This is a genomic window from Pseudarthrobacter sp. SL88, from assembly GCF_026672455.1.
Taxonomy (GTDB): Bacteria; Actinomycetota; Actinomycetes; order Actinomycetales; family Micrococcaceae; genus Arthrobacter.
The window spans coordinates 3887510-3912522 of record NZ_JAPPRD010000001.1; the positions used below are offsets into that span (position 1 = coordinate 3887510).

18 protein-coding genes and 2 pseudogenes are annotated in these 25013 nt (G+C 63.9%); 9 read left to right on the plus strand and 11 right to left on the minus strand.

Annotation, left to right across the window (positions count from 1 at the left end; genetic code table 11):
* Positions 1–713: 713 nt before the first annotated feature.
* Together OVA06_RS17685 and OVA06_RS17690 are read right to left on the minus strand one after the other, a co-directional pair.
* Entirely contained in the window at positions 714–1631 is a 918-nt protein-coding gene (locus tag OVA06_RS17685) for a patatin-like phospholipase family protein (RefSeq protein WP_268160103.1), read from the minus strand.
* Between the two features lie 74 nt (positions 1632–1705).
* A complete protein-coding gene (locus tag OVA06_RS17690; RefSeq protein WP_268160105.1) occupies positions 1706–3070 on the minus strand; it encodes an MFS transporter in 1365 nt (454 codons plus the stop codon).
* A 43-nt stretch (positions 3071–3113) separates the two neighbouring features.
* Here OVA06_RS17690 and OVA06_RS17695 point away from each other — a divergent pair, with 43 nt between their 5' ends.
* On the plus strand, positions 3114–3443 hold the full coding sequence (locus OVA06_RS17695; protein WP_268160107.1) for a hypothetical protein: 330 nt from the start codon (positions 3114–3116) through the stop codon (positions 3441–3443).
* A complete protein-coding gene (locus OVA06_RS17700; RefSeq protein WP_268160109.1) occupies positions 3421–5430 on the plus strand; it encodes a flavin-containing monooxygenase in 2010 nt (669 codons plus the stop codon). Before OVA06_RS17695 ends, OVA06_RS17700 begins: the two co-directional genes overlap by 23 nt.
* Before the next feature lie 403 nt (positions 5431–5833).
* Here the strand turns inward: OVA06_RS17700 and OVA06_RS17705 are convergent.
* Positions 5834–6177, minus strand: a pseudogene (locus tag OVA06_RS17705) (transposase); the annotation flags it as partial.
* Between the two features lie 234 nt (positions 6178–6411).
* On the opposite strand from OVA06_RS17705, the gene OVA06_RS19820 reads away from it, so the two are divergent.
* Positions 6412–6861, plus strand: a complete 450-nt coding sequence (locus tag OVA06_RS19820) for a transposase (RefSeq protein ID WP_442793566.1) — start codon at positions 6412–6414, stop codon at positions 6859–6861.
* Here OVA06_RS19820 and OVA06_RS17710 read toward each other — a convergent pair.
* Positions 6749–7420: a GntR family transcriptional regulator gene (locus tag OVA06_RS17710; RefSeq protein WP_268160113.1), complete on the minus strand. Its 672-nt coding sequence runs from the start codon at positions 7418–7420 to the stop codon at positions 6749–6751. The two genes, OVA06_RS19820 and OVA06_RS17710, sit on opposite strands and share 113 nt — an antisense overlap.
* Before the next feature lie 765 nt (positions 7421–8185).
* Here OVA06_RS17710 and OVA06_RS17715 point away from each other — a divergent pair.
* Positions 8186–8457, plus strand: a pseudogene (locus OVA06_RS17715) (IS3 family transposase); the annotation flags it as partial.
* A gap of 521 nt (positions 8458–8978) precedes the next feature.
* Here the strand turns inward: OVA06_RS17715 and OVA06_RS17720 are convergent.
* Complete coding sequence (locus OVA06_RS17720) at positions 8979–10154, minus strand: acyl-CoA dehydrogenase family protein (protein WP_268160115.1); 1176 nt, start codon at positions 10152–10154, stop codon at positions 8979–8981.
* Between the two features lie 181 nt (positions 10155–10335).
* Here OVA06_RS17720 and OVA06_RS17725 point away from each other — a divergent pair, with 181 nt between their 5' ends.
* From OVA06_RS17725 to OVA06_RS17740, 4 genes are all read left to right on the plus strand, one after another.
* On the plus strand, positions 10336–10902 hold the full coding sequence (locus OVA06_RS17725) for a MaoC family dehydratase (protein WP_268160117.1): 567 nt from the start codon (positions 10336–10338) through the stop codon (positions 10900–10902).
* Complete coding sequence (locus OVA06_RS17730) at positions 10899–11786, plus strand: HpcH/HpaI aldolase/citrate lyase family protein (protein ID WP_268160119.1); 888 nt, start codon at positions 10899–10901, stop codon at positions 11784–11786. The genes OVA06_RS17725 and OVA06_RS17730 overlap by 4 nt, the downstream gene beginning before the upstream one ends.
* Positions 11783–12955, plus strand: a complete 1173-nt coding sequence (locus OVA06_RS17735) for a CaiB/BaiF CoA transferase family protein (protein WP_268160121.1) — start codon at positions 11783–11785, stop codon at positions 12953–12955. The genes OVA06_RS17730 and OVA06_RS17735 overlap by 4 nt, the downstream gene beginning before the upstream one ends.
* Positions 12956–13060: 105 nt before the next feature.
* Positions 13061–13765, plus strand: a complete 705-nt coding sequence (locus OVA06_RS17740) for a GntR family transcriptional regulator (protein ID WP_268160123.1) — start codon at positions 13061–13063, stop codon at positions 13763–13765.
* 259 nt (positions 13766–14024) lie between these two features.
* Here OVA06_RS17740 and OVA06_RS17745 read toward each other — a convergent pair whose 3' ends face one another.
* The gene (locus OVA06_RS17745) at positions 14025–14483 is read right to left on the minus strand and encodes a LytR C-terminal domain-containing protein (RefSeq protein ID WP_268160125.1); all 459 of its coding nucleotides are present in this window, start codon (positions 14481–14483) and stop codon (positions 14025–14027) included.
* Between the two features lie 233 nt (positions 14484–14716).
* Between OVA06_RS17745 and OVA06_RS17750 the strand changes: the two genes are divergently transcribed.
* On the plus strand, positions 14717–15916 hold the full coding sequence (locus tag OVA06_RS17750; protein WP_268160126.1) for an IS110 family transposase: 1200 nt from the start codon (positions 14717–14719) through the stop codon (positions 15914–15916).
* Positions 15917–15956: 40 nt separating this feature from the next.
* Here OVA06_RS17750 and OVA06_RS17755 read toward each other — a convergent pair whose 3' ends face one another.
* The 5 genes from OVA06_RS17755 to ppsA all read right to left on the minus strand — a co-directional run bounded on the left by OVA06_RS17755 (position 15957) and on the right by ppsA (position 24864).
* Positions 15957–16841 carry a helix-turn-helix transcriptional regulator gene (locus tag OVA06_RS17755; protein WP_268160127.1) on the minus strand — a complete coding sequence of 295 codons (885 nt, stop codon included), beginning with the start codon at positions 16839–16841 and terminating at the stop codon, positions 15957–15959.
* 51 nt (positions 16842–16892) lie between these two features.
* On the minus strand, positions 16893–18242 hold the full coding sequence (locus OVA06_RS17760; protein ID WP_268160129.1) for a cellulase-like family protein: 1350 nt from the start codon (positions 18240–18242) through the stop codon (positions 16893–16895).
* Positions 18239–21538, minus strand: coding sequence for a DUF5107 domain-containing protein (locus OVA06_RS17765; RefSeq protein ID WP_268160131.1), 3300 nt, complete (start codon positions 21536–21538; stop codon positions 18239–18241). Before OVA06_RS17765 ends, OVA06_RS17760 begins: the two co-directional genes overlap by 4 nt.
* A gap of 71 nt (positions 21539–21609) precedes the next feature.
* Positions 21610–22461: a pyruvate, water dikinase regulatory protein gene (locus tag OVA06_RS17770; RefSeq protein WP_261618807.1), complete on the minus strand. Its 852-nt coding sequence runs from the start codon at positions 22459–22461 to the stop codon at positions 21610–21612.
* The gene (gene ppsA / locus OVA06_RS17775) at positions 22462–24864 is read right to left on the minus strand and encodes a phosphoenolpyruvate synthase (protein ID WP_268160133.1); all 2403 of its coding nucleotides are present in this window, start codon (positions 24862–24864) and stop codon (positions 22462–22464) included.
* Positions 24865–25013 lie beyond the last annotated feature (149 nt).

A 25013-nucleotide genomic window follows, 5' to 3' on the forward strand; every position in this document is an offset into this window, starting at 1 on the left:
GCACCGGGCCCGGCCAGGTGACAATGGCCTTCAGAAGGGCCCGGACCGGTCCTCACGGCCGGCCAGGCTCCTCCTACCGATATCGTCTAGGGCGTCGCTCTGCTGGCGGCAGGATAACCTACACCCAAGGCCGACATGTGGTGCCTTGGTTGTTCCCCGGAACAACAGGAATGGATCTACTTCTGGAACGCGAAGTCACGTCCGTCCGCCCACAGTCGGGACAATTCTCATAGGTTATCAAGCGCTACTGCTGCCGCGGAGCCACCCCAACGGCTCACAGTTTCCAGCCGTTGATAACCTGATTTGACCCCAGTGGATCAGAGTTGCCATCTGTTTCGGTCGACTGTTCCACATGCCAGGGCCTGTCCGGCCGATGCAGGTTGACGGATTATCTATGTTCGGCTTCTGACAGAGGCAGGAGGGTGCCGGTTGCCAAGCGAGCGCGCGGATACTGTCCGTCTAACTTATGTCAAACTGCCAGTAGGTGAGTTGGTCCTAGGAGCTGATCAGAGTCCTGTCTTCTCTTCGGTCCAGCCATACGCAAAAACTCAAGGCATCTTCTGAAACAACGTTGATCGTGCCAGCCTTCGTGTATTCCATACCGTTGAACGACAATTGGTTGGCCTTGGTTGCGATCGACTCCATTCAGACACGCGCAGAGTGTCAGATATGAGTCCGGGAAGCAGGCACGAAGGTGCTCGCGGGCGGTTTCCCTAAAGGCTTCCGGACGCCTGCGGTACTTCCTCCTTTGTCTTATAGTCCTCGGCAAGCCATGCCTTCAATTGAGTTGCCACCGCCAGACCTTGTCGGCGGCCCGCGGTAGCTGCTGGGCGTCGTTTTGTCTGATCTAACGGGTTGTCGCCTATTGCTTCAATACTTTGATCGTCTGGAACGATGAGGAAGATATCAGTGTCATCCATGACAGACTTCACCTCCTCCTGGACTGTCAGTCCCGTCAAATTTCGAGGTGCGGGTGCTATTACAACGGAACGACTAAAAGCAGATGCCAGGGCCGTATTGGCGGCGGAAACCATCCCCCCGTCAATCCAGGAACGTCCCCCGGCTTCGACTAACGGCCACACACCAGCTATCGCGCCGGAGGCAGCGGTTGCCTCCTCGAGGGTGAGCCCCGATGTATGCCGTAGCTTTACGAGATCCCCTGTGTCCGCGTCAATGGCTGTGATCGATAGCCGCAGGTCGGGCCATTCAGCGTCGGGCCATTCAGCAATACCGAGTCGATCTCTGACGATGGCAAAGCGCATGGCAGGTTCGATGGTCTTAGCTTTTCGTGCGATCTGTCCGAGAAGTCTGCCCGCGAGTTTGGGGTTTCCTGTGGTCGCTTCAAATACGTTCTTGTATTGTTCCGCCAATTCAAGTGAGAAGGAGGCGCTGACCTCGGCGACCGCGTTGGCAAGCTGCAGCTGATAGTTGACGTCCATGGATGAGTGCCCTAGCCATGCAACTGCAGCGAATGCTCCCGCCGAGGTTCCGATGACCTCGCGCGCTTGACGAAGGTCTACTCCTGCCTCTTCGATACCAGTTAGTAGCCCAATTTCCCAAGCAAGTCCGGCGACTCCGCCGCCGCCCAGAATGACTCCCAAGTCATCGGCTGAAGGTATGTTCGTCTGCATGATTCACTCTCTCAATTTTGTAGGTATAGAGGGGGGCGACGCCACCCAGTGCTGGCTCGGTGGCGTCGCCGGGGTTATCCGTGCGAGATGTCCTCCAGACTCCGGCCAGTTGAGCGCGGCCCAAAGATGTGGACAATAACACCCATCAGGACAAACCCCGTGCCCACGATCAGGAAGGTTGGTCCGCTGCCCAGGGATCCCAGCATTGCGGCGACGGTGGCACCGGAGACGACGCCGGCGATGCGACCGATTCCGTTCACCGTTCCAGCGCCAACGCCTCGAATTGCTGTCGGAAATGCCTCCGGCAGGTACGTGTAAATGCTGGTGGTCATGGCGCAGGTCCCGGCGTAGACGATGAACCCGGACACTGCGGCAACAGTGGTATCTGTGGCGAAACCGAACACGATAACGGCGACGGCCGAAATGAGCCCCGAGATTAGCAGAGCCGTTTTGCGCTCGATACGGTCGGCAACGAAGAACAGAAGGGCCGGGCCCAGCAGGCAGCCCAGCGACATTACTCCTACAAGGCCTACGGCCTCACTGCGATCCAAGCCGCGGCTGACGAGCACCGTGGGTACGAAGGCACCGAAACCATAAAGGCAGTAGATCAATAAAGCGAAACTGATGGCGAACGAAATGAAGCGCCTCCGGTACTGTCTGCTGACCAGGTCGCTGAGCCTGCCCGCTTTGGCAGGCGGCGGTTCCGTCTCAATCGGACCGAGAGGACCTTTTCGCAGGGCCTGCAACTCCATCTCGGCAACCAGCCTTTCGGCTCGCTCGGCTTTGCCATGTGTAACAAGCCAGCGGACTGTTTCCGGCATACACAAGGCGACAACCGCGGCCACCACAACACCCACGGCCCCTATAGCGAAAGCAATCCGCCATGATCCGATACCGATGGGTGCCAGTGCCAGTACAAGAATCGAGGTGAGCGGCGCAATAACGTAACCGCCGAACGTCATGATGGTGACGAAGCGGCCTCGGGCAATCCGGGGGAACATCTCGGTGATGTAAACCATAATGACGCCGGTAGCTGCTTGAACGCCGATGCCCGTGAGGACGCGGCCGAGAAAAAGAACTTCAAAATTGGGCGCTAAAGCGGTGAGTAGGGAAGCTGCGGAATAGAAAATCGAGCTGTAGATCAGCACTGGTTTACGGCCCAGGCGATCTGAGAGTTTCCCGCCGACGACAGCCCCGACAAACATGCCAATGAATACTGCAGAAACAACAAACCCAACCTGGCCAACCGTGAGACCCCACTCGGCCATGATCGATGGGGCAACGAAGCTGAAAACTCCATTGTCGAAAGTCTCGATCATGTAGCCGAGCGCGAGGATCAGAATCCAAATCACGTGCTTGCCAAGGATGGGAAGGCGATCAAGGCGGGCGGTCGGTGTCCCTTGTCCTATCGACTCCATTGTCGAAGGTGTATTAGTCATGCTGAACCTTTCATGCCTGGCCGAGGGGGCTTAGGAGTATGGCGTGGATGATGAAGTCCGGCGGTGGTTCGAATCTTCGGCGGAGCTGTTGCTGCTCATAGTGCTCCGATACGACCGCCTGGGTGTAATCGACGGTAGGTCCTCACTGCGCGACAGTCAATATAATATTTTATTAATTTTTTTCGACGCACTTCAGGCGAACATCGCTACTGCGTCATACGAGAAGCCGGTATTAGGCCTTGGCACCCTTGAGGTGGATCTGATGCTTGTCAGACTCAATATATTGTGTATTAATCGTCCAAGCAGTTACTTGCTGGAACCAGAACTTCAAGGAAGAAGGGACTACAACCATGACGAGTGGACGAGTTCGTAGCCGATTTACTACCAACATCGCCCGGCCGGTACTCGACGAGGCCGAACTGCGGGAGAACCTTGCGGCAGCGCAAAGCTGGCTCCTACTCAATTGCGCTGTTCATGCGACTGGAGACACGAGCCTTTTGGATAAGTATGCGGACTCCATTGCGAGTCCGTCCGCGGCGGTCAGTTTATTGACAGTACAGACGGATGAGTGCAGCGAACGCACCGATCAGGAGGAGCGAAGGGAGCTCATAGATCTCCTGGTAGAGTCCTACAAAATCCCCAACGATGCTCCCCTTCTCGGGGTGGGCACAGAGGACGTCATGCAGAGGATGTCCTCGATTGCTGCAGGCTTCCCCGTGCCAGCGGACCAGCTGGAGATGAACCTGAATCAGGGAGGTTTTATACCTGACAGGATTCGTGAGACGAACTTGCCTCCCCAGAACTTGGACATCGCAATCATCGGTGCAGGTATGTCCGGAATTGATGCGGCCGTGAAAGCGCTGGACCGGGGTTTCGCGGTCACGGTCTATGACCTTGAAGACGGCCCCGGGGGTGTCTGGTGGTCTCAGCGGTACCCTGGTGTCGCCGTGGATACTCCGGCAACCTTCTACTCCCTCTCGTATGATGTGCGTGCGGAGTGGGGAAACTATTATCCGGACGGTGCCGATTACCAGCAGTATCTTGCATCCATCATCGAAAAATATGAGTTTACGGATCGGATGCGGTATAGCTCACGCGTCCGAAGTCTCACCTGGCTCGACGACGAGCAACGTTGGCAGATCGAGATTGAGTCGACGATTGACGGAGCGATTCGGTATGAAAGTGCCGGCATCGTGATTTCCGCCGCAGGGTTGCTGAACCGGGCCAAGTGGCCAGCGCTGAAAGGGCTGCACGACTTCCAAGGGGAGTCCATTCATACCGCAGAGTGGAAGGATGTGGACTTGTCTGGCAAGCGCGTCGCAGTGGTTGGCAACGGAGCGGCCGGTGTGCAGGTTATTTCGAGTTTGGCGCCGGTTGTGTCTGCGCTGACGGTTTTCCAGCGGCAGCCCACATATGTGACACCAAACGGTGCTGGGGATGGCGTGGTGGATGAGAAGGAACGCTGGTTGCGCACCAATGTTCCGTACTACCTGCAATGGACACGGCTTTCCTTGCTCGCGCAAACCAACGCCGCTTCAATAGAGGTCAATAAGGTGGACCTGGATTGGATGCACGAGCATGACGGTTTGTCGGTCTCGCATCTCAGCGCGCAGCTTCGCGAGAATGCACTGAAGTATATAAACAGCACCTTTGGAGAGGGATCGGAGCTCGCGAAGAAGCTGACGCCTGATTTCCCTTTTGCTGCCAAGCGCCCGGTCCGGGATCCTAAAGACCTTACCCCAGGTGGCTATTTTTGGGCCTTCCAACAGCCGCACGTTCGACTACTCGCTGAAGCGCCTGCCGAGGTCAGGCCTGAAGGTCTCGTTGCCAACAGCGGTGAAGTAGTGGAAGTGGATGCGATCATTTATGCCACCGGCATGACCCTCGATTATTTGTCAACCATGAAAATCCAGGGACGGGGCGATCTGTTGCTCACCGACATTTGGGGAGAAGACAACCCACGCACGTACCTCGGCGGCATGGTCCCCGGCTTCCCCAACCTGTTCATACAAGATGGTCCAAACAGTGGCGTAGCCAACGGAGGTGGTGGTCACAACTTTATGGCGGAAGTGACTAACAACTTCATCTTCGACGCACTCCAACACCTGATTGAAGAAGGCGGCCGCGCAGTCGAAGTCGACGAGACCGCTTGGTTGGAGCACAACGACGAGATCGATGAGACACTTCGCGGCATGCTTTGGAATCATGTACATCACGCCCACACCTACTACACCAACTCCGTTGGCCGCGCTGTTCTCCCGGGCCCGTTCCCTCCTGAGGAGCTGTTCCGCCGGTCACAAACGATAGACGAATCGAAGCTGTTGCTCGAACACGACGCACGCTTGGGCGCTTCTTCATAACAATTGCTGGGATGGAAAGCGAAACCCGGACCATAGTCATGGCCCGGGTTTCGCTTTCGGACCAAGGCTTCCCAAAACTCAGTCGTAGCGCGACGGATCCTCCCGGACTTTCTCCTGAGAAGATGCCTATAGGCCGCCCTGCGTAGGAATTCGCACGCACCTAGACACCGTCGTCCCATTCCGAGGAGGCCCCGGCCGCCTAAGACGCGGCAGGTTCAGTGAGGAAGTGGCAGATCTCCTGGCCCCCCGTGCGCGCTTCTACTGATCGTCAGGGGGCAATGACGTGGCCCCCTATGGGCAGTTTTTCATGGCCGCCAACACCTTTCCAATGACTAGTCACCTTCCGAGCGCCCTGGTACCAATCGGCTAATCACGTCATCGGCGGGTCGGTTCCGGACCACAACTATGGTTGAGGGGACTGTCCTATTTCCGGTGGATCCACACTTGGCAATTCGTCGAAGGCAATGGCAAAGGCGCTGGGCGCCAGCTTCCACCGTGGGTCCATCGTGCCCTGCCTTTGCCGGTCGGGTCTAATGGCCGGGTGGCGAGGTACAGACATTTCAGGGCCGAACTCGCTCCAGGCCTCTCCCACAGCCGGGTGATCGCCGGGTACTGCTTGCCCAACTTTCCCGAGGACTCGAAAAAGCGCTCTTTCGCCGCTGCCTCGGACGATACCGTGTGGACCGGGCGCAGGTCTCGGGACATCTCATCCCAGTACTGGCGGGCTGCATAACGGAAGGTGTTGCGGGTAAATTTACGCCACAGGTTCCGCCATGACCGAGACCCGGCAGAACCTCTCCCAGCAGGTCAAGGGCCGCTGCGGCCGTGCCATCGACACGGCTCGAGCTCATCGCATGCTCCTGCTGCGCGGCGGAGACAGACTTAGCTGCAGGGCGGCGCTTCGGTTGGAGGAGTTGTTCGCTGTGGATGATCCGCCCGGCCCCTCCAGTCGGTCTGCAAAGTTAAGGAACAGCTCCGGTCTTGCTGCGCACCGGCTCTCTGGACGACGCCGCGGCCGCGAAGAACGAACTCGAGCAACTCGTCAAGAAGGCAGCACTGCCCGAGACCAACAGGCCCTACCGCACTGTCTGCCGGGGGTGGAAAGAGATCGAGGTGCTGATCATTGCCGGCGCCACGACTGGCAAGGTCGAGGCCAACAACACCGCGATCAAGAACATCAAACGTACGGCGCGGCTACCGCAATGCTGCCAACCACAAATCGGTTGTTCTCTCGAGACGTGCCGCCCGGACAGCGGCATGATGCTGATTCCAAGGATCATTCCCCCACGAACCGTGAAGCCCCTTTACCGGCGGGCCTTCACGTTCCTGGTTTCTGGACGCGGCTATCAAAATGATCAGCCAGTAGTTCTCCCGAGTGGACGACATGAGATTCTATCGCCAACCTGGCCCGCTCGCTGTCCCGGGAGCTGAAAGCTTCAAGAATCACCTCGTGCTCTTCGGCAGTCGCTTCGGGCCACCCTTCAATGTCAGAGTAGAAGCCACGGGCTGAATACCGGGCAACAAGTCCAAGGACCCATTCAACTTTCGGAGACCTACCCAGAGAATACAAGAAAATGTGGAAAGCATAGTTTTGTTCTTCAAGACGTTGCATGTCTTTGCGCCGCCACGACGCGAGCATTTCGTGCTGCATTGCGTGAAGCTCAGCTATATCGGCGTCCGTCGCGATTGACGTCCCCCGCGCGACCAACTCGCCGGCAAGAAGGGCATGGACCCGGAACAGGTCGCGAATATCTTTGCCCGTCAACGGAGCGACCGAAAAGCCCTTGCGAGGAATGAGGTCGAGAAAACCTTCGGATCTCAGGGCTTGCAAAGCCTCACGGGCAGGCGTTGCCGAAATACCTAACGCCAGAGCTACGTCATCTGGTTTTACACGTTTGCCAGGTGGCCAAGTTCCAGAGGTGATCTGGTCCCGAATGTATGCCGCTGCCTCGTCACTAAGTTGCTGCCGTTCTCTAAGAAGCTCGGGCACTGCTAACCAACTCTCTCACTACGGCAGACTCATTCAAGAACAGTATATTGAATATTGGATTGAGGCGTTGCGTCAGGGAGTGACAAACGCGTCTGCCCGGGTTGTTGACTCCTTGGCCTTGCGCACTTGCGCGCGTGGAAGGATGTTGCGTATGTCCGGGGATTATGGGGCCAGAATGTATTTATGCGGGACCCGTATTTATGCGGGACCCGTAAGGGTCCGACTCCGCTGGCGAAGGTTGGGCGTGCGGTGGCATGCGTTGAAGCACGCGTTTGGCTGGCGCGGGCGAAGCGGATCACCGGGTCGGTACTGGTTGAAGTCCGGCGGGCGGCTATGGCGGCGATTTGTGCGTCCCGCAAGGAGGCCCGGGCGTCGCTTTCGAGAAATGTGCCGCGCAGAGGGCCGTAAGGGCGTTACGGTTCGCGGTGCGTTAATTAATCGAGGAGGGACCGTGAGGCAAGCAGTATCCTGATCGCAGCCCGGGTTTGTGCAGCGCCGGCTAGGTCACGTGATCGCGCGGTCGTCCCAGGACTGAACGGGCTGCGGCTTCGGCGTCGCTTTTCCTGCCGGTGCGTCGTCGAATCCAGTTGATCGCACGGTCCATGCCCGCAGAGGTGGCCGGGTGCCGCGGTTTCGACCACACGCCTATGGAGGCATAAATGGCAGTGAAAGTGTGTGCGCGGGCGGGGGTGTCGGTTCCGACGGACAAGTCGAACTCTTCGGCAATCATCGCCCATGGCGCGTTCTCCTCTTATTGGAGAAGCTCTACCTCTTTGCGGCGAAGCAGATGCTTGTTCCGAGAGCATCCTCGGGTACTCGATGGACGCCCCAATGAAGCCATCGCTGACTGTTGCTGCGCTGGATAATCCGGGCGTGCTCGCGTCCCGCTGGGACAGCGGTGCGTCCGGATCGAGGGTCCCCGGTTCCGGTCTTTCCAGTTCGTCGAATTGCTCCGCCAGTAAAGCCTCACAGGGTCAGTGGGCAGGGTCGGTGCGTGCGCAGAGGGCGCCGCGATGGAATCGATCTTCTCGCTGCTGCACACACCCGAGTCAACAAAGCCGGGGCAGCCCCGAGCACGGTTGAGTCATCTGATCAACCAGCCCTCATCGCCCGAAGCAGACGCGCAACCAGCACTCAGGCAGTAGTCGGGGCAGGCACGTAACTGACAAGCCACTGCTTCAGCCCAGCCAAGTCAGCCTACGCCCGACGTGAATGCCAGCGGCTTAGTCCGCGCGGGATACAATCTTGCCCCCGGCCGATTCGGTAGGGAGTAGCTGAGACGGAAATTGTGTATCCCACGCGTAGCGGCAGTAGATTGATTTCCCGCTGGCACGTTCGATCATTTCGCGGGGATGGATCCCATCGGCTGAAATCCACAGTATTGACTCATCTGGCATGACTGCGTCAACGAAACCAGTGCGAAGGATCTGCCCGTTGAGACGGATCTCTACATACTGGTGCAACGCCCGACGCCATTGGGTTTGTAGGTGAAGGCCCAAGATGCTCCGTTCTTCGCTAACCATGTGCGGCGACCGTCAGGCGCTCAGCGCGGACGGCATCAGTAGGAGCGGGGCAGGCCCAGGACCTTGGTAGCCACGAAGTTTTTGATCATGTTGTTGTTGACCGGGGCCACCTGGAACATGCGGGTTTCGCGGAACTTGCGTTCGACGTCGTATTCGTCGACGAAGCCGTAGCCGCCGTGGGTGTCGAGGCAGGCGTTGGCGGCGGCCCAGCTGGCTTCGGAGGCGAGGTGCTTGGCCATGTTTGCCTCGGCGCCGCAGGCTTCGCCGGCGTCAAAGAGCCGGGCGGCTTCGTAGCGCATCATGTCTGCGGCGCGGACTTTCATGTAGGCGTCGGTTATGGGGAACTGCACGCCTTGGTTGGTGCCGATTTTGCGGCCGAACACCTCGCGGCTGTTGGCGTAGTCCACGCCGCGCGTGGTGAACCAGTAGCCGTCGCCGATCGCTTCGGAGGCCAGGAGGATGCGTTCGGCGTTCCAGCCGTCGATGACGTACCGGAAGCCGTAGCCCACCTCACCGATCACGGCCGATGCCGGGACGCGCATGCCGTGGTAGTGGATCTGGTTGGTGGCGTAGTTGAACATGGTGCGGACCTTGACCACCTCGAGGGTGTCCGGCTGCTCGGCCCGGACCTGGCGCAGGTCCACCAGGAACAGGGTCAGGCCGTGGGTTTTGTCGGCGCCCCTGCCCTCAGGCTTATCCGAGGTGCGGGCCAGGACGAACAGCAGGTCCGATTCATCGATGCGGCTGGTCCAACTCTTGTGGCCGGTGATAACGAAATCGTCACCGTCGCGCACGGCCGCGGTTTCGATGCTGGTGGTGTCCGAGCCTGCCTTGTCCTCGGTGATGGAGAAGGCCTGCAGCCGCAGCGAGCCGGCGGCGATCTGTGGCAGGTACTCGCTCTTCTGGGCGGAGTTGCCGTGCCGGAGCAGGGCACCCATGGTGTACATCTGCGCGTGGCAGGCCGCCGAGTGGCCACCGGACTTGTTGATTTCCTCCATGATGACGCTGGCCTCAGTCAGGCCCAGGCCCAAGCCGCCGTACTCGGCCGGAATCAGTGCCGAGAGCAGGCCCGCATCAGTCAGCGTGTTCACGAACTCCTGCGGGTAGCGGCGGTTGCGGTCCGTCTCGCGCCAGTACTCGTCCGGGAAGCCTTCACAAAGAACGCGGGTCTGCTCGCGCAACTGGTCCAGTCCGGCAGTGAGAGTGGGCATCGGTGCTCCTTCGAAACGATCACGGCGACCTGCTGTCACCTCCGGGACATGACGATACGTCAATATATTAAGAACTGGCAAGAACGGCCTTGTGCATCATTGGTCAACAGCATCCTTGACATGTAGGGGCTGTGTGGCCAAACTTGTCACGAATGGCAATATATTGGCGAGGAGATCAATGATGACCGACGAAGCAACTCAGTCCGTGACAAGCGAAGGCCGCGTAGTACGGGGCTGGACAGGGCGCCTGTTTGAAGACTTCGCGCCCGGCGACATCTACTATCACCCGTTCGGGAAGACCGTGACGGAGGCGGACAACCAGTCCTTCACGCTCATGACGCAGAACGTGGCCAAGACCCACGTGGACCGCAACTTCGCCAAGGCCACAGAGTTCGGCCTGCCGCTGGTCAACTCCACCTTCACGCTCGCTCTGGTCACCGGCCAGTCCACCATCGACCTGTCCATGAACGTCTTCGCGAACATGGGATGGGACGAGGTCCGGATGCCGAACCCGGTCTATGAGGGCGACACCATCTACTCCCGCTCCAAGGTCCTCTCCGTTCGGGAGTCCAAGTCCCGCCCCAACCTCGGCCTGGTCACCGTCGCCACCGAGGGCTTCAACCAGGACAGCAAAATCGTGATCAGCTACCGCCGAACGTTCATGGTGTACCGGCAGGGCCACCTCCCCGGCGTCGAATCCGCCCGCCCGGATGCGTCCACGCTGCCCTCGGTTGGGGATTTCCAGTGAAGGCTGCCGCGGGAAGTCACACGGTACCCGGCTTAGCCGCCACGGAAATCGTCGCCAATGCCGTCACGGCCTTGTTCGTTCCAGGTGACCGCCGTGAACGGTTCGCCAAGGCCGCCATCGCAGGCGCCGGCGTCGTAATCATCGATCTGGAGGACGCCGTCGCCCCGGATGCAAGGTCCGCAGCGCTTGCTGCCGCGGTTGAGGCTGTGGCCCCGTCCGACGGCGACGCCCCCGTGCGTGCGCTGGTGCGCGTGAACCCGCAGGGCACGCGCCAGTACGACGCCGACACCACCATGCTGCTCTCGGCGGCCCGGACGCCGGGCTCGGGTCTGCTCGGCATCGTGGTGCCGAAGGCGGAAGACGCTGGCGCGCTGCGCCAGCTCCGCGCGGATATGCCAAAGCACCTGGCTCTGGTGCCGCTGGTCGAGTCCGCGCTCGGCGTGGTGAACGCGGTCGAGCTTGCCCGGGTGCCGGGTGTGACGCGGCTGGCGTTCGGCGCCATCGATTTCGCCCTGGACATTGACGCCGACGGCGGGGACCGGTTCCTGGACCATGCCCGGTCCCAGCTCGTCCTGGCCTGCCGGGCCGCCGGCATCGCCGCACCGCTGGATTCGCCCTCCACGGACATCAAAGACACCACCCGCGTGGCTGAGTCCGCCCGGCTGGCCCGGAACTTCGGCTTCGGCGGCAAGCTATGCATCCACCCCGCCCAGCTGGCAACGGTACATGGGGCCTTTACGCCCAGCGGGGCGGACGTCGAGTGGGCGTTGTCCGTGATCGGGGCCGAAGGTGGCGCCGCCCAGGTGGATGGCCATATGATCGACCGCCCCGTCACCGAGCGGGCCAAACGGATCCTTCAGCGCGCGGGAAGGAACAGTAAATGAGCAGGCTACCTTTGGCGGGTATCACCGTCATCTCCCTGGAACAGGCCGTCGCCGCCCCGTTCGCCACCCGGCAGCTCGCCGACCTCGGCGCTCGGGTCATCAAAGTGGAACGGGCCACCGGTGACTTCGCGCGCGGCTACGACACCAAGGTCCATGGCATGGCCAGCTACTTTGTCTGGCTGAACCGGTCCAAGGAAAGCATCGTCCTGGATCTGAAATCCGACGAAGGCATTGCCGTGTTGCGCAAGCTTATCTCCACCGCTGACGTGCTGGTCCAGAACCTCGCACCCGGTGCCATTGAACGTCTGGGCCTGGGGCCGGACGAGGCCCTGGCCCTGAACCCGCGGCTGATTCACACCTCGATCTCCGGGTACGGCCGCGGTGGGTCCTACGAGCAGAAGAAGGCCTACGACCTATTGGTCCAGTGCGAGGCAGGCCTGCTCAGCGTCACGGGCACACCGGATTCTCCCGCAAAGGTGGGCGTTTCCATCGCCGACGTCTCCGCGGGAATGTACGCCTACTCGGGCATCCTGACGTCACTGCTGCAGCGGGCCACCACCGGCCGCGGCGATGTCCTGGAAATCTCCATGCTCGAAGCCCTGGGCGAATGGATGGCGCAACCATACTTCTACGCCGAATACGGGGGAGCCCCTCCGCCACGCGCCGGCGCCCAGCACGCCAGCATCGCCCCCTACGGACCGTTCGCCGCCGTCGACGGTATCGTGTTCTTCGGCATCCAGAACGAGCGCGAATGGTCCAGGTTTTGCGACGACGTACTGCAGCAACCCGACCTTGCCCAGGACGCACAATTCGCCGGCAACGCGCTGCGTGTGGACAACCGCCCGGCACTTCACGAGGCCATCAACGCCGTCCTCGGGAGGCTGTCGGCAGCCGAGGTCCTGGCCCGGCTCGACGCCGCCGGGGTCGCGAATGCCCAGTTGCGGGACATGCACGAGTTCTCCGCGCACCCGCAGCTGGCCGAACGCAACCGCTGGCGGGACGTTGACTCTCCCGTAGGCCCGCTGCGCAGCCTGCTCCCGCCGGTCACGTCCCGGGAAACGCACGTCAGAATGGACCCGGTGCCTGAGGTCGGCGAGCACACCGTGAAAGTCCTGGCGGAACTGGGACTCCGCACGCCCGGCCTGCCCTCGCTCCAAGTTCCCAACTGAATCTCTCCCGGTTTTGCATCAGCCACGGCAGGCCAGTCCCCCGGGCCCGCCGTGGTTTATGCCGTATGTTTGGGTGGGAAATTGAGCAGAAAGAGCCCGCAGACCATGACTAGCCGCAGCCCCCGTAGCAGCGCACGCCCGCAATTGAGTGAGAAGGCCACAGCCCATATCCGCGGCCTCATTATGTCCGGTGAACTGCGGCCCGGGACCCTGGTCCGCCCCGAGATTATCGGCGAGGATCTGAGCATCTCCACTACGCCAGCCCGTGAGGCCCTACAGGCCCTCAGAGTGGAAGGCTTCCTCGAGCTCGTACCACGCTATGGATTCGTGGTGGCACCGCTGACCGGACAGGACATCCGCGACCTGTTCCAGGTCCAGGCCCTCATTAGCGGCGAACTTGCCGCCCGCGCCGCCGCCAACGCCAGCGAGCAGGACGTGGCAGAACTCGAAGCACTGCACCACGAGCTGATCGCTGCCGCGGCCCGGAACGATCATGACCGGCTCGAAGAGAAGAACCACGCCTTCCACCGCGAAATCAACCTGATGGCTGATTCCCGGAAAACCGTCTGGGTCCTGGGCCTAGTCACCCGATACGTTCCCCGGCAGTTCTACTCATCCATCCCCGGCTGGCCCCAGGCCACCATGAACGACCACGCCGAACTACTCAAGGGCATTCAGGCGCATGACCCGGAGGCAACCCGGGCCGCAATGCAACAACACATCGTACACTCCGGCGAGCTCCTGGCTGCCCACTTCGACGCCCGCATAGCGGCCGCAGAGGACGACTTGACTTCGCTTCCCCGGGCATAGGGCAGGGCGCCCGAGGGATCAGAGCAGCCGCACCAGCGATGGAACTTTTGTGTCCCATTCCTCGATCACGGCGTGGGTGTACTTTTGGGCAGCAAGCATAGTGAAGCCGTACATGTCTATCGCCGCGGAAGTGCTTGTAAAGCACTTCCACGGCAAAGAGACCAACGACGGGGACGTTCGCTCGGGGCCCTATGATATCCAATGACAGCTTGAGGCACACCCCAACCTGACGTCCGGCACCCACGGAAAAGACGTCAGATTAGGGCCCAATTCCGCTTTCCGGACGCCTTATCCGAAGGATCCTAGACCCTACTCGGGCACTCACACAGAAGGCAGCAGCTTCACCGCAGCCACTGACAGCCTGGCACTTCTGGTCCTCGGCGGTCTGCGCCACCACGTCCCGGGCGCTCGGCGCAGCAACCTCGGGCTTGGTGCCGGACGTGAAGTCGATGCTCAGGCAAAGCTGCACGCTGTAGCCCCCCGGCTCCGCCTGGACCTTGGACGCCGGGAGGCCGAAGTGTGCCGCCACGTCTGCGGCCACGTCCTCGAAATCCGGCCCGTAGTAGATGGTGGTCTCATCGGCGGGCTGTGCCTCAATCAAGCTGAGGTTGGCGAATCCGCCCTCTGTGAGGATGGGGGTGAGGTCGTGGCTGCGGCCCGGAACGGAGGCACCGGCAATCAGAAGCCACCGCGGCGCGCCTGCCCGAATACCGGCCACCCCGTTACATTTATTGGGTCCCCGAGGGTCGGGGATTTGGTCGCTGGATCCGGTATGACTTTCTTGCCCTGTCTTTGATGATCCGGGGGGTGTTGTCGCCGGGTTCGGAGGCACGCGTTGACTGCTGATAGGGACACGGCCGGCTCCTTCCGATGGGGCCAGGTCTCTTTGTAACGTGGGTGCCAGCATCGGGTGTCGTGACTGCGGCCATAAATGGTGCAAAGGAGCGCCGGATGGACGAACGATACGAGATTTTCTGCGGGCTTGATGTGGGCAAATCCGAGCACCACGCCGCGGCATTGAACGCAGCTGGCGAACGGGTCTTCGACCAGCCCCTGCCTCAGGACGAGGCGCGGCTGCGCGAGCTGTTCACCGGGCTGCAGCAGCACGGCCGCGTGCTCGTGATCGTCGACCAGCCCAACACCATCGGCGCTCTTCCGATAGCCGTGGCCAGGGACTGCGGCTGCACTGTTGCTTACCTGCCCGGCCTGGCGATGCGTAAAGCCGCTGACCTGTATCCGGGAAAGTCCAAGACGGATGCACGTGATGCGTTCATCATCGCCGAGACTGCACGTGCGATGCCGCACACGCTGCGGGCCGTTGACCGCGACAGCGAGGTGCTCGCGGCCCTAAAGGTGCTCTCCGGATTCGACGCGGACCTGACCCATGAGTGCACCAGGGCGATCAACCGGCTGCGGTCGCTGTTGCTGCAGATTTTCCCCGCCCTGGAGCGAGTCTTCCCGGGGACAGTGCTGACCCGGTCCCTGGTCCTGGAGCTGTTCATCAAATATGCCGGACCGACCGGCCTGCGGGCCGCGGGGCGATCCAACGTGTTGCGCTGGGCCAGGAACCACAGCCGCAAGGACCCTGTGAACCTGGTTGACGCCGTTTTCACGGCACTGGGCGAGCAGACGGTCACCGTGATCGGCACCGAAGCCGTCGAATTGGTCATCCCCCGCGTCGCCGCCCAGATCAAGGAACTCAAACACCAGCGAGCCATCGTGGCCGAAGAAGTCGAAAAGCTCCTCGATGACTTCCCTCTTTCCCAGGTCTTGATGTCCATGCCGGGAGTCGGCATCAAGACCGCAGCGACGATACTCCTGACCATCGGCGATGCCGGCACCTTCACCTCTCCCGGGCACCTCGCCGCCTACGCAGGCATCGCCCCTGTCACACGACGCTCCGGCACCTCGATACGCGGTGAATTCCCCGCACGATCAGGGAACAAACAACTCAAGAACGCCCTCTCCAGATCCGCCTGGATCGCCAGCTGCCACCACCCCGCGTCGAAGGCCTACTACCAAAAGAAACGGGCACAGGGGAAGCAGCACAACGCCGCCGTCATCTGCGTGGCCCGCCGGCGCTGCGACGTCATCTACGCAATGCTCAAACACGGCACCTTCTACGAGGAAAAACCCGCCCTGGCCGCTTGACCAAAAGCATAGGGACACCCCCCTCGGTCAGCTACAGGGGTCACCCTTTCCGCTCCGCCCGGTACGCGCTGGGGCTCACCCCATGCACGCGCCGGAACTGGCGGGAGAAGTAGAACTGGTCCTGCAACCCGATCTCGCGGCCCACCTCGGCGATGGGCAGGTCAGTGGTGTCCAGCAGCAGCCGCGCCCGCGCCATCTTCAACGCCGTGTGGTGCGCCAGCACTCCCCCGCCCGTCGCCTCCCGGAACAGCTTGCTCAGGTACGACGACGACACCCCCACCAGCGCCGCAAGATCGGCCAGGCGGACCGAGCCGTCCACCCGGTCCTCCAAATAGTTCATCGCCTGCTGCAGTGGCGTCCCCTTCTCCGGCAGCCGGCGGTCGATGGCCAGGGCGGTCAGCAGCCGCCACGCCATCCCGGCAGTGGCCACCAGCCTGGCCGGCGACTGGTCCTTCTCCAGCACGCTGATGATCTCGTCCAGCATCGCCGTCAGCCGGTCCGCCGCCACCAGCGGAATAACCTGCGCACCCCGCACGCCAGCTCCGTCCAGCAGGTCAGCCACATCGGCACCGCGCACATGGCACCACCAGATAGTCCACGGGTCGCCTTCCGCGGCACCGTACGCGTGGGCCTCACCTGTTCCGCCGGGAAGCACGACGGCGGTGGCCGCACCCACGGCGGTCCGCACCCCGCCGGTTTCCACCCACCCCGTGCCCGCGACGCACAGGATCACAATGGTTTCCGCCGCGCCGTCCGGCCGGTGCCGGCCGTGGTCGGCGGCTGCGGGGAAGACACCGGCGTCGGTGACCACCAGGTGCCGGGTGATGGGACGGCTGAGGGCATCGCGGACCAGCGGCCGGGGTACCACCACCAGCCGCTGGTTCTGGAACCCGGTGGCGCGCGCCAACCCGTCCCCTTCCGTCACGGAATGTCCATGATAGAACGGAAGCCCGGCAGCGGAACGGGACACCGGAGCTCAGCTCACAGGAAAGCCGAGGATCAGATCGTTCATGCGCCGCTGCCACCCGGCGTCAGCCCACATGGGGTGGTGCGGCGCCGCGTTGGAACACAAAACCATCCCCCACACGCCGTGAGCCAGTGCCGTGCGGATGCCGCGCTCGGCCAGCTCCCGCCCCGCAGGCCCTTCCTCGAACCCACCCTGCAGCGGCGTGTAGCCGATCCATCCTTCGCCCACTACCGCGGGCACGTCCTTCCACCGGGCCCACGCGGCGATAGCCACCACCCGCGATTCGATCTCGCGCCGCATCACCTCCCGGTACGGCCGGTATTCCTTGTCCAGCCACGTGTCCCAGGCCGCGGGATCGATCCAGTCGTAGCCGTAGAACATCTGGTCCGTGACCACGGTGGCCCGGTACTTCCAGGACGCCAGCCGCCCGTACTCAGCAAACGAGGGAGCATCGGCCCGCAACAGCGACCGCAGGGCAGCGTTGGGAAACCCGTCGGTCCCCTCGGACCGGATGTCGATCCGCTGCTGCAGGGCATCGAGTACCCCATAGCTGTAGACGTGAAACTGGGCGGCGCCCATGCCCTCGGGAACGGTGTGCATGGCCAGGTGCGGCGGCTTGCCGTAACTGGCCGACACCAGCAGGTCCGGGTGCAGCTTCCGCAGCCGCTGCACCTGCTCCGTGCCGCCGTCGGCAAGCGCCGGGAGGATGGAGAAATCCACCTCGTTGTGCAGTTCCACCATGGCGATCCGCTCCCGGTGCCCGGCCCCGGACACGGCGCGGATCAGCCGGTCCCAGGCATCGGCCAGGACCCGGTACCGGCCGGCCAGCGGGACGGCGTCGATGGCCTCGAACCACTGCGGGGAGGCGGCGAACACCGTGGACTGCTGGTATTCCCAGCTGGCCAGGAGGATCACCAGCCCGTGGCGTTCCGCGGCGTCGAAAAGCGCGATGAGGCGCTCCCGCAGGTTCAGCCGGTACCCGCCGGGGGCGTCGTACCAGCGGGTGCCGCGGCCGTAGATCCCGCCGTCGGGCGCCGTGCCGAGCCCCCCGATCTCCAGGTCCTCCGCGAGCGCGTCCAGGCCGAGCCCGCCGAAAAGCAGCAGCGGCGCCGCACAGATCCGGATGGCGTTGTATCCGAGCTCCGCCGCCCGCGCACACGCAGCGTCGAGGTCCGCGTACGGGCCGCCGTCCTCGGCGCGGGTGTACCAGGAAAAGTCCCAGAGGGTGATGGCCAGCCGGGGCGGAAGGTGCGACGGCGGCGCTCCCGTCAGGGAGCCCGTGTCACCTTCCACGGTTCCAGACCCCAGGTAGCGGGGTTCTTCACTCCCGGATGTTTCAGTCCCCAGGTTTTCGGTCACAGTGCCGCCCCTTCTTTCGTGCCGGCATGCGCGGCCAGCAGGCGCCCCTGACCGGCCAGTTGCCGGAGGTGCGCGGCTGCTGCGCCCCGGGAAGCTGCGGTATCAGTGTTAAAGAGGAGCAGCTCAGGCAGCGATGTCGCGAAATAGTCCGGCGCAGCGGGAGCGGAGTCCAGTTCATCAGCCCGGGCCTCCAGCTGCCGCCAGACGTCCTCGCCGCCGTCCGGCAATCCCAGCCGCACGAAGGCGATGCCCCGCCAGTAATCCGCCGAGCCTGCCGGACGCCGGTCCACCGCCAAGGGTCCGCCCGCCAGAAGGGCACGGTTCCACGCCTCCGCCGCGGCAGCAGCGTCGCCGGCAAGGTCCAGCGCGTCTCCCAAGGCCACGAACCGCTCAGCCATGCTGTCCGCGGGATGCCGGCCCTCGCCCAGGTTCGCCGGGGCCTCGATGCCGTCCCGCAGCAACGCTGCGGCCGCCGTCGGGCCCTCCGCCATCAGGACCCGGGCATGCCGGACCGCGGCCCGGTCGTAGGCCGCAAGCGCCAGGCCCTCACCGCCTTCGAAGGGCTGGAAACTGCGGGACGCCAGGAGCGCCAGCGCGTCCTCCGCCCGCCCGGCATCGGTCAGCAGGTTGGCGTAGAGGATGGCGAGGTCGTCCCGGTCCAGGACGGCGGGCCCGTGCTGCTCTATGGCGGCGATCCGCTCCCCGGCCGGCAACCCGCGGACCTCCGCCAGGACGGCACGCTCGAACACCAGCCGGGCATCGCCCGGGGCCAGTTCCAGGGCGCGGCCGAAGTACCGGTCAGCCGTGCCGGGGTCCCCGCCCGTATTCACCCTGGCAAGGGCGGCATTCCGCCACACCACGGGATCCTGCGAACCGTGCGCCATGGCCTTCTCCAGGTACGCCAAGGCGTCCTCGGTCCTGCCTGCGTCCAGCAGCCAGCACGCCAGCAGCCCGTGGGCCACCCGGTCCTTGGGATCGGCCTCCAGCGCCCGGTGCAGCGCATCGAAATCGTCCAGCCCGTAGGGGAACGCATACGTGGTGTCCGCGCGCCTTGCCCTGGCACGCTCCGCGGCGGCGGCCTCCGGGTCCAGCATTTCCTCGAGCCAGCCGGCCCGCAGGTAATGCCGCAGCGGGCCGGGGTTGCCGAAGGCCGGGCGGGCATCTGCGGGTTCCGCGGCGGTCATGTCAAGGGCACGCTGCCACTGCCCCGCCCGCGCCAGCCAGCAGGCCACCGCCAGGCCGGTCTTGGGATCCGCCACCTGCAGGGTTCCGGCGAGGGCCTGCGCCACCGGATCCAGGGGGTCGGCCGCCAGGATGTCCGCCAGCAGCGCGGTGCTCTCCGTCTGGCGCCCCAGCCGTTCCAGTGCGAGGTAGCTCAGGTGCCCGGCCTCCGGGCTGGTTGCCTCTGTCGCAAGCGCCAAAGCCGCCCGGCGGAGTGCTTCCGCCGCGTCACCGGACCGGAGGGCCAGCCGGGCGAGGGCCAGGTGCGCCGGGTGGGCCCATGCCCTGTCCCAGGCAGCCTTTCCGAAGCGTTCCCGGGCTTCCTCCAGATGCCCGGTCCGCTCCAGGACCAGGCCCAGCCGGTAGCTGGCTTCCCCGCTGGGCGGGTTCAGGTTCCGCCGGGTCAGCCGGGCAAGCGCGTTCTCCAGGAGGTCCCGGGCCTGGGCATAGTGCCCAGTGCGGTACTCCGCGGCCGCGAGCGCGGTGGAGGCGCCGGAGTCCAGCGGATCCCGGCGCAGCATCTCCTCGAAATACGGAAGAGGTGACCGGGTTGGGTGCCGGTTCTGTGCCAGGTGCGTTCCGGTGATGAACAACTCGTCCATGCTGTCCATGTCCTGCGGCTGCGCCGGTTCGGTGGCGGCCCACGGTTCGGGGTTCTCCGCGGGGTGCCGAAGGGTCCACGAGATCAGTTCCGTGGTCCCGTCCACGACCCGCAGCGTCAGGTCGGTGCCGGCGGCGGGCACGGGCAGATGAAGCGTGGCGGTAAACGGATGGGCGGGCGAGAGGACCGCGGCCCAGGTGTGGAGCGTCACGTCCCCGAGCCTGAGCTCAATCCGCGCGTCCCGGCGTGCGGTGGCGGAGACGCCCACGGTGACGGTGCGGCCCGCGTCATCCAGGGAAAGCGCGACGGGGGCGTCCAGGTTCGCCTGCTGCGCCGGGCCCATCTGCCGGATGGGGTACCAGTACTGGCTGAAGGTGCGCGTCTCACCCGGGGCGAGGTAACTGAAATCGGGCTGGTTGTCCGTGAAGACGCCGGCCATCAGCTCCACGTACGGGCCGTCGTCGTCCGTAAGATGCCGGTCCCAGGCGGTGCCCACCGGGCCGGTCCCCCACGTCCACTGCTTCTTGCCCGGGGCAATGCTGCGGTCCGCCCAATGGACGAACCCGGCCCCGGCGGCATGGTCGTACCCGCCGAAGAAGCTGTCCATCGTGTCCGTGACCATGTAGGAGGTGGGGACCGGGATGTTGGCGTAGAAGTCGAGCCGGTCCGCATCGCCGGCGCCTGATGCCGCGAGCGCGGGGTAATCCACGCCGTAGTACGGCCGGTCCGCGCGCGGAAAGGCGGTGACGGCGCGGCGGGCATGGTCCGCCACGTGGGTGACGTCCGTGGGGAAGAAGGACTGGTACTTGTCGTGCACCCGGGCCGCGACGTTGGCCCACCAGAGGAAGGTCTGCGGCTCGTCGGTCCGGTTGTGGAGCCGGGCCTCCACCTCGATGAGCGAACTGCCCGGAATGAGCCGGACGCCGTGGGTGCCGCGCATCCGCTGCAGCGGGTCCAGGTCGCTGTGCCACACGGTGACGCTGCCGTTCCCAAACCGTTCCACGGCGGTGTCCACGGGGAGGAAGGTGGCCGGCCGGTGGTGCTGGGGCCAGTTGAACTCCACCCCGCCAGAGATCCAGGGCCCGGCGAGGCCCACCAGTCCGGGCTTGATCACGTTGTTCCGGTAGAAGAAGTCATACCGGGCGGTCTTGTCATACCCGATGTGGATGCGGCCGCCGATCTCCGGGAGGAGCATCAGGCGGACATACTCGTTCTCCAGGTGGATGGCCTGCCACAGCCGGGGCTCCTTGTCCGCCACGATGCTGTCGATAAACGGCACCGGATAAACCTTGCCGCTGGAGCCCTGGTACACCCGCCGGTCCAGGAACAGCGGGTACCGGTCGGGCTGCCCGGGAGCGTAGGTATCGATCAGCACCGGTTCGCTCCAGCAGGCCACGCCGCCCGCATCCAGGATGTCCTGCTGGTCCTGCGGGGCATCGGGCAGGGCAATCGTGCTCTTTACGTCATTCGTCACCACTACAGGCTATGAAGGGCGGCCACTCATTCCCATGGCTTATTGAGGCGCGAATATGGACGATCGTGCACTCAGTGGTGCAATTCCATCCGCTGCAGGACGGTGGCGGAAATTTCCTCCACGGACATCGAGGCGGAGTTCACGAACGGAATCGAATTCACCCGGTACATGTCCTCGGCGTTGCGCAGCTCGAACGAGCACTGGTTCAGCGAGGCGTAGTTGCTGCCGGGGCGGCGCTCCTGGCGGATCTGGCTCAGCCGGACCGGCAGGGACGTCAGCCCGAAGCACTTCCGCGCGAACGGCAGCAGGGGTTTGGGCAGCGACAGGCTGGCGAAATCCTCCTCCACCAGAGGAAAGTTGGCCGCGAGGATGCCGTGCTGCAGCGCCAGGTACATGGTGGTGGGGGTCTTGCCGCAGCGCGAAGGGGCGATGAGGATCAGCTCGGCGCGTTCCAGCGCACGGAGCGACTGCCCGTCGTCGTGCTCTATGGCGTACTCGACGGCGGCCATGCGCGACTGGTAGCGCACGGCGTCGCCCACGCCGTGGGCCTGGCCGGGCTGGCCGCTGGCGGAGGCGTGCAGGGCCTGCTCCAGCTGGCCAAGATGCGTCCCGATCAGGTCGAAGAAATGCCCGTGGCTGCGGGCCAGGACGGCGCGGACGTCAAGGCTCACCGTGGTGGAAAAGACGAGGGGCCGGGGGCCGGCGGCGGCCATCTGGTCGATGACTGCCACCACCTCCTGCGCCTGCTCCACCGTGGTGATGAACGGGACGGTGCGGCGTTCCAGGTGCTGGGCGGGAAACTGCGTGAGCAGGGTGTTGCCCAGCGTCTCGGCGGTGATGCCGGTGCTGTCCGAAAGGAAGAACACCGTGGGGGCGGACGTGCTGCCCGCCCCCACGACGTCCCGCCATGGGGCGTCAGGCACTTAGACCGCTGTGTGGTTGCTGGTGCGGGCCAGGCGCAGCCAGGTTTCGGTCACGGCGTCCGGGTTCAGCGAAATGGAGCTGATGCCCTGGGCCAGCAGCCACTCGGCGAAGTCCGGGTGGTCGCTGGGACCCTGGCCGCAGATGCCCACGTACCGGCCCTTGGCGCGGCAGGCGGAGATGGCCATCTCCAGGAGCTTGGTGACCGCCGGGTTCCGCTCATCGAAGCCTTCGGCCACGAGGGCCGAATCACGGTCCAGGCCCAGGGTGAGCTGGGTCAGGTCGTTGGAGCCGATGGAGAATCCGTCAAAGTACTCCAGGAACTCGTCGGCGAGCAGGGCGTTGGCCGGGAGCTCGCACATCATCACGATTTCCAGGCCATTCTCGCCCCGGGTCAGCCCGTTGGCGGCGAGCAGTTCGGTCACTCCACGGGCCTCGGCCAGGGTGCGCACGAACGGGACCATGATCTTGATGTTGGTCAGGCCCATCTCGTTGCGGACGAACTTCAGGGCTTCGCATTCCAGCTCGAAAGCCTGGCGGAACGAGTCCGAAAGGTACCGGGACGCGCCGCGGTAGCCGATCATCGGGTTTTCCTCGGACGGCTCGAACGCGGGGCCGCCCAGCAGGTTGGCGTACTCGTTGGACTTGAAGTCCGAGAGCCGGATGATCACCGGTTCCGGAGCGAAGGCCGCGGCGATCGTGGAGATGCCTTCGGCCAGGCGCCGCACGTAGTAGTCCCGCGGGCCGTCGTAGGCTGCGGTCTTTTCACGGATCTGCCGGACGGTGAAGTCCGAGAGCGACGCCGGGCGTTCGATCTCGCCGGCCACGGCCAGCAGGGCGTTGGGGTGGATGCCGATCTGCCGGTTGATGATGAACTCCAGGCGGGCCAGGCCAACACCGTGGTTGGGCAGCTTGGAGAAGCTGAAGGCCTGCTCCGGGGTGCCCACGTTCATCATGATCTTGACCGGGGCCTCCGGCATGGTGTCCAGGCTGGTTTCCTGCAGGGTGTAGTCCAGCAGCCCCTCGTAGACGAAGCCTGCCTCGCCTTCGGCGCAGGACACGGTGACCGGGGTTCCGTCCTTGAGGACCTGGGATGCCTTGCCGGTACCCACGACGGCGGGGATGCCCAGTTCGCGGGCGATAATGGCCGCGTGGCAGGTGCGTCCGCCGCGGTCGGTGACGATGGCGGCAGCCTTCTTCATGATCGGTTCCCAGTCCGGGTCCGTCATGTTCGCCACCAGGACGTCGCCGGCCTGGAAGGAGGCCATCTGGTCGATGGAGGTCAGCACCCGCACCTGGCCGGCGCCGATGCGCTGGCCGATGGCGCGGCCCTCCGCCAGGACGGCGGAACGCTCGCTGAGGGTGTAGCGGGAGATGGTGCCGGAGGCCTTGCGGGACTCCACGGTCTCGGGGCGGGCCTGCAGGATGTACAGTTCACCGTCCACGCCGTCCTTGCCCCATTCGATGTCCATGGGGCGGCCGTAGTGCGCCTCGATGGCCAGGGCGTGGCGGGCCAGTTCCTGGACCTCGTCATCGGTCAGGCTGAAGCGGCGGCGCAGATCCGTCGGCACGGGCACGAAGTCCACGGTCCGGCCCACTTCGTGGGAGTCGGTGTAGATCATCTGGACGGCTTTTTCGCCGAGGCCGCGCTTGAGGACGGCGGGCCGCCCGGCTGCCAGGGCGGGCTTGTGGACGTAGAACTCGTCCGGGTTCACGGCGCCCTGGACCACGGCTTCGCCGAGGCCGTAGGACGAGGTGATGAACACGGCGTCGTTGAAGCCCGATTCGGTGTCCATCGTGAACATCACGCCGGAAGCGCCGACGTCGGAACGGACCATCCGCTGGATGCCCGCCGAGAGCGCCACCTCGGAGTGGGTGAAGCCGTGGTGCACGCGGTAGGCGATGGCGCGGTCGTTGTAGAGCGAGGCGAAGACGTCCTTGATGGCGAGCAGGACGTTGTCCACGCCGCGGATGTTCAGGAAGGTCTCCTGCTGCCCCGCGAATGAGGCGTCAGGCAGGTCCTCGGCCGTGGCGCTGGAGCGGACCGCCCAGGACACGTCGGCGCCGTGGCTGCCGGTGAGGCGCTCATAGGCGGAGCGGATCTGCTCTTCGAAACCGTCAGGGTACGGGGTCTCCCGGATCAGGTCCCGGATCTGCTTCCCGGCCACCGTCAAAGCGGCCACGTCGCCGCTGTCCAGGTCTTCGAGGATGCTTTCTATCCGGGCGTCGAGGCCCGTCCCGGCAAGGAATCTTCTGTAGGCGTCGGCTGTGGTGGCGAAACCGTCCGGTACTTTTACCCCTGCAGAGGCAAGGTTCCGGACCATTTCTCCGAGCGAGGCGTTCTTGCCGCCGACCTGGTCGAGGTCGGACAGGCCGAGGTCTGAAAACCAGAGAACGTCAGTCATAGGTGGTGTCCCTCCATTGGGCACGCGCTGACAAGCGCTGAGAAAAAGATGTGATGCAAGGTTTGTCAGGAGTGCGCCAAAGAAGCAAACGGATGTGACCCATACAACACCGGCGGAACGTAATGAAGGGTCACCCAGGTGTTCGGGCC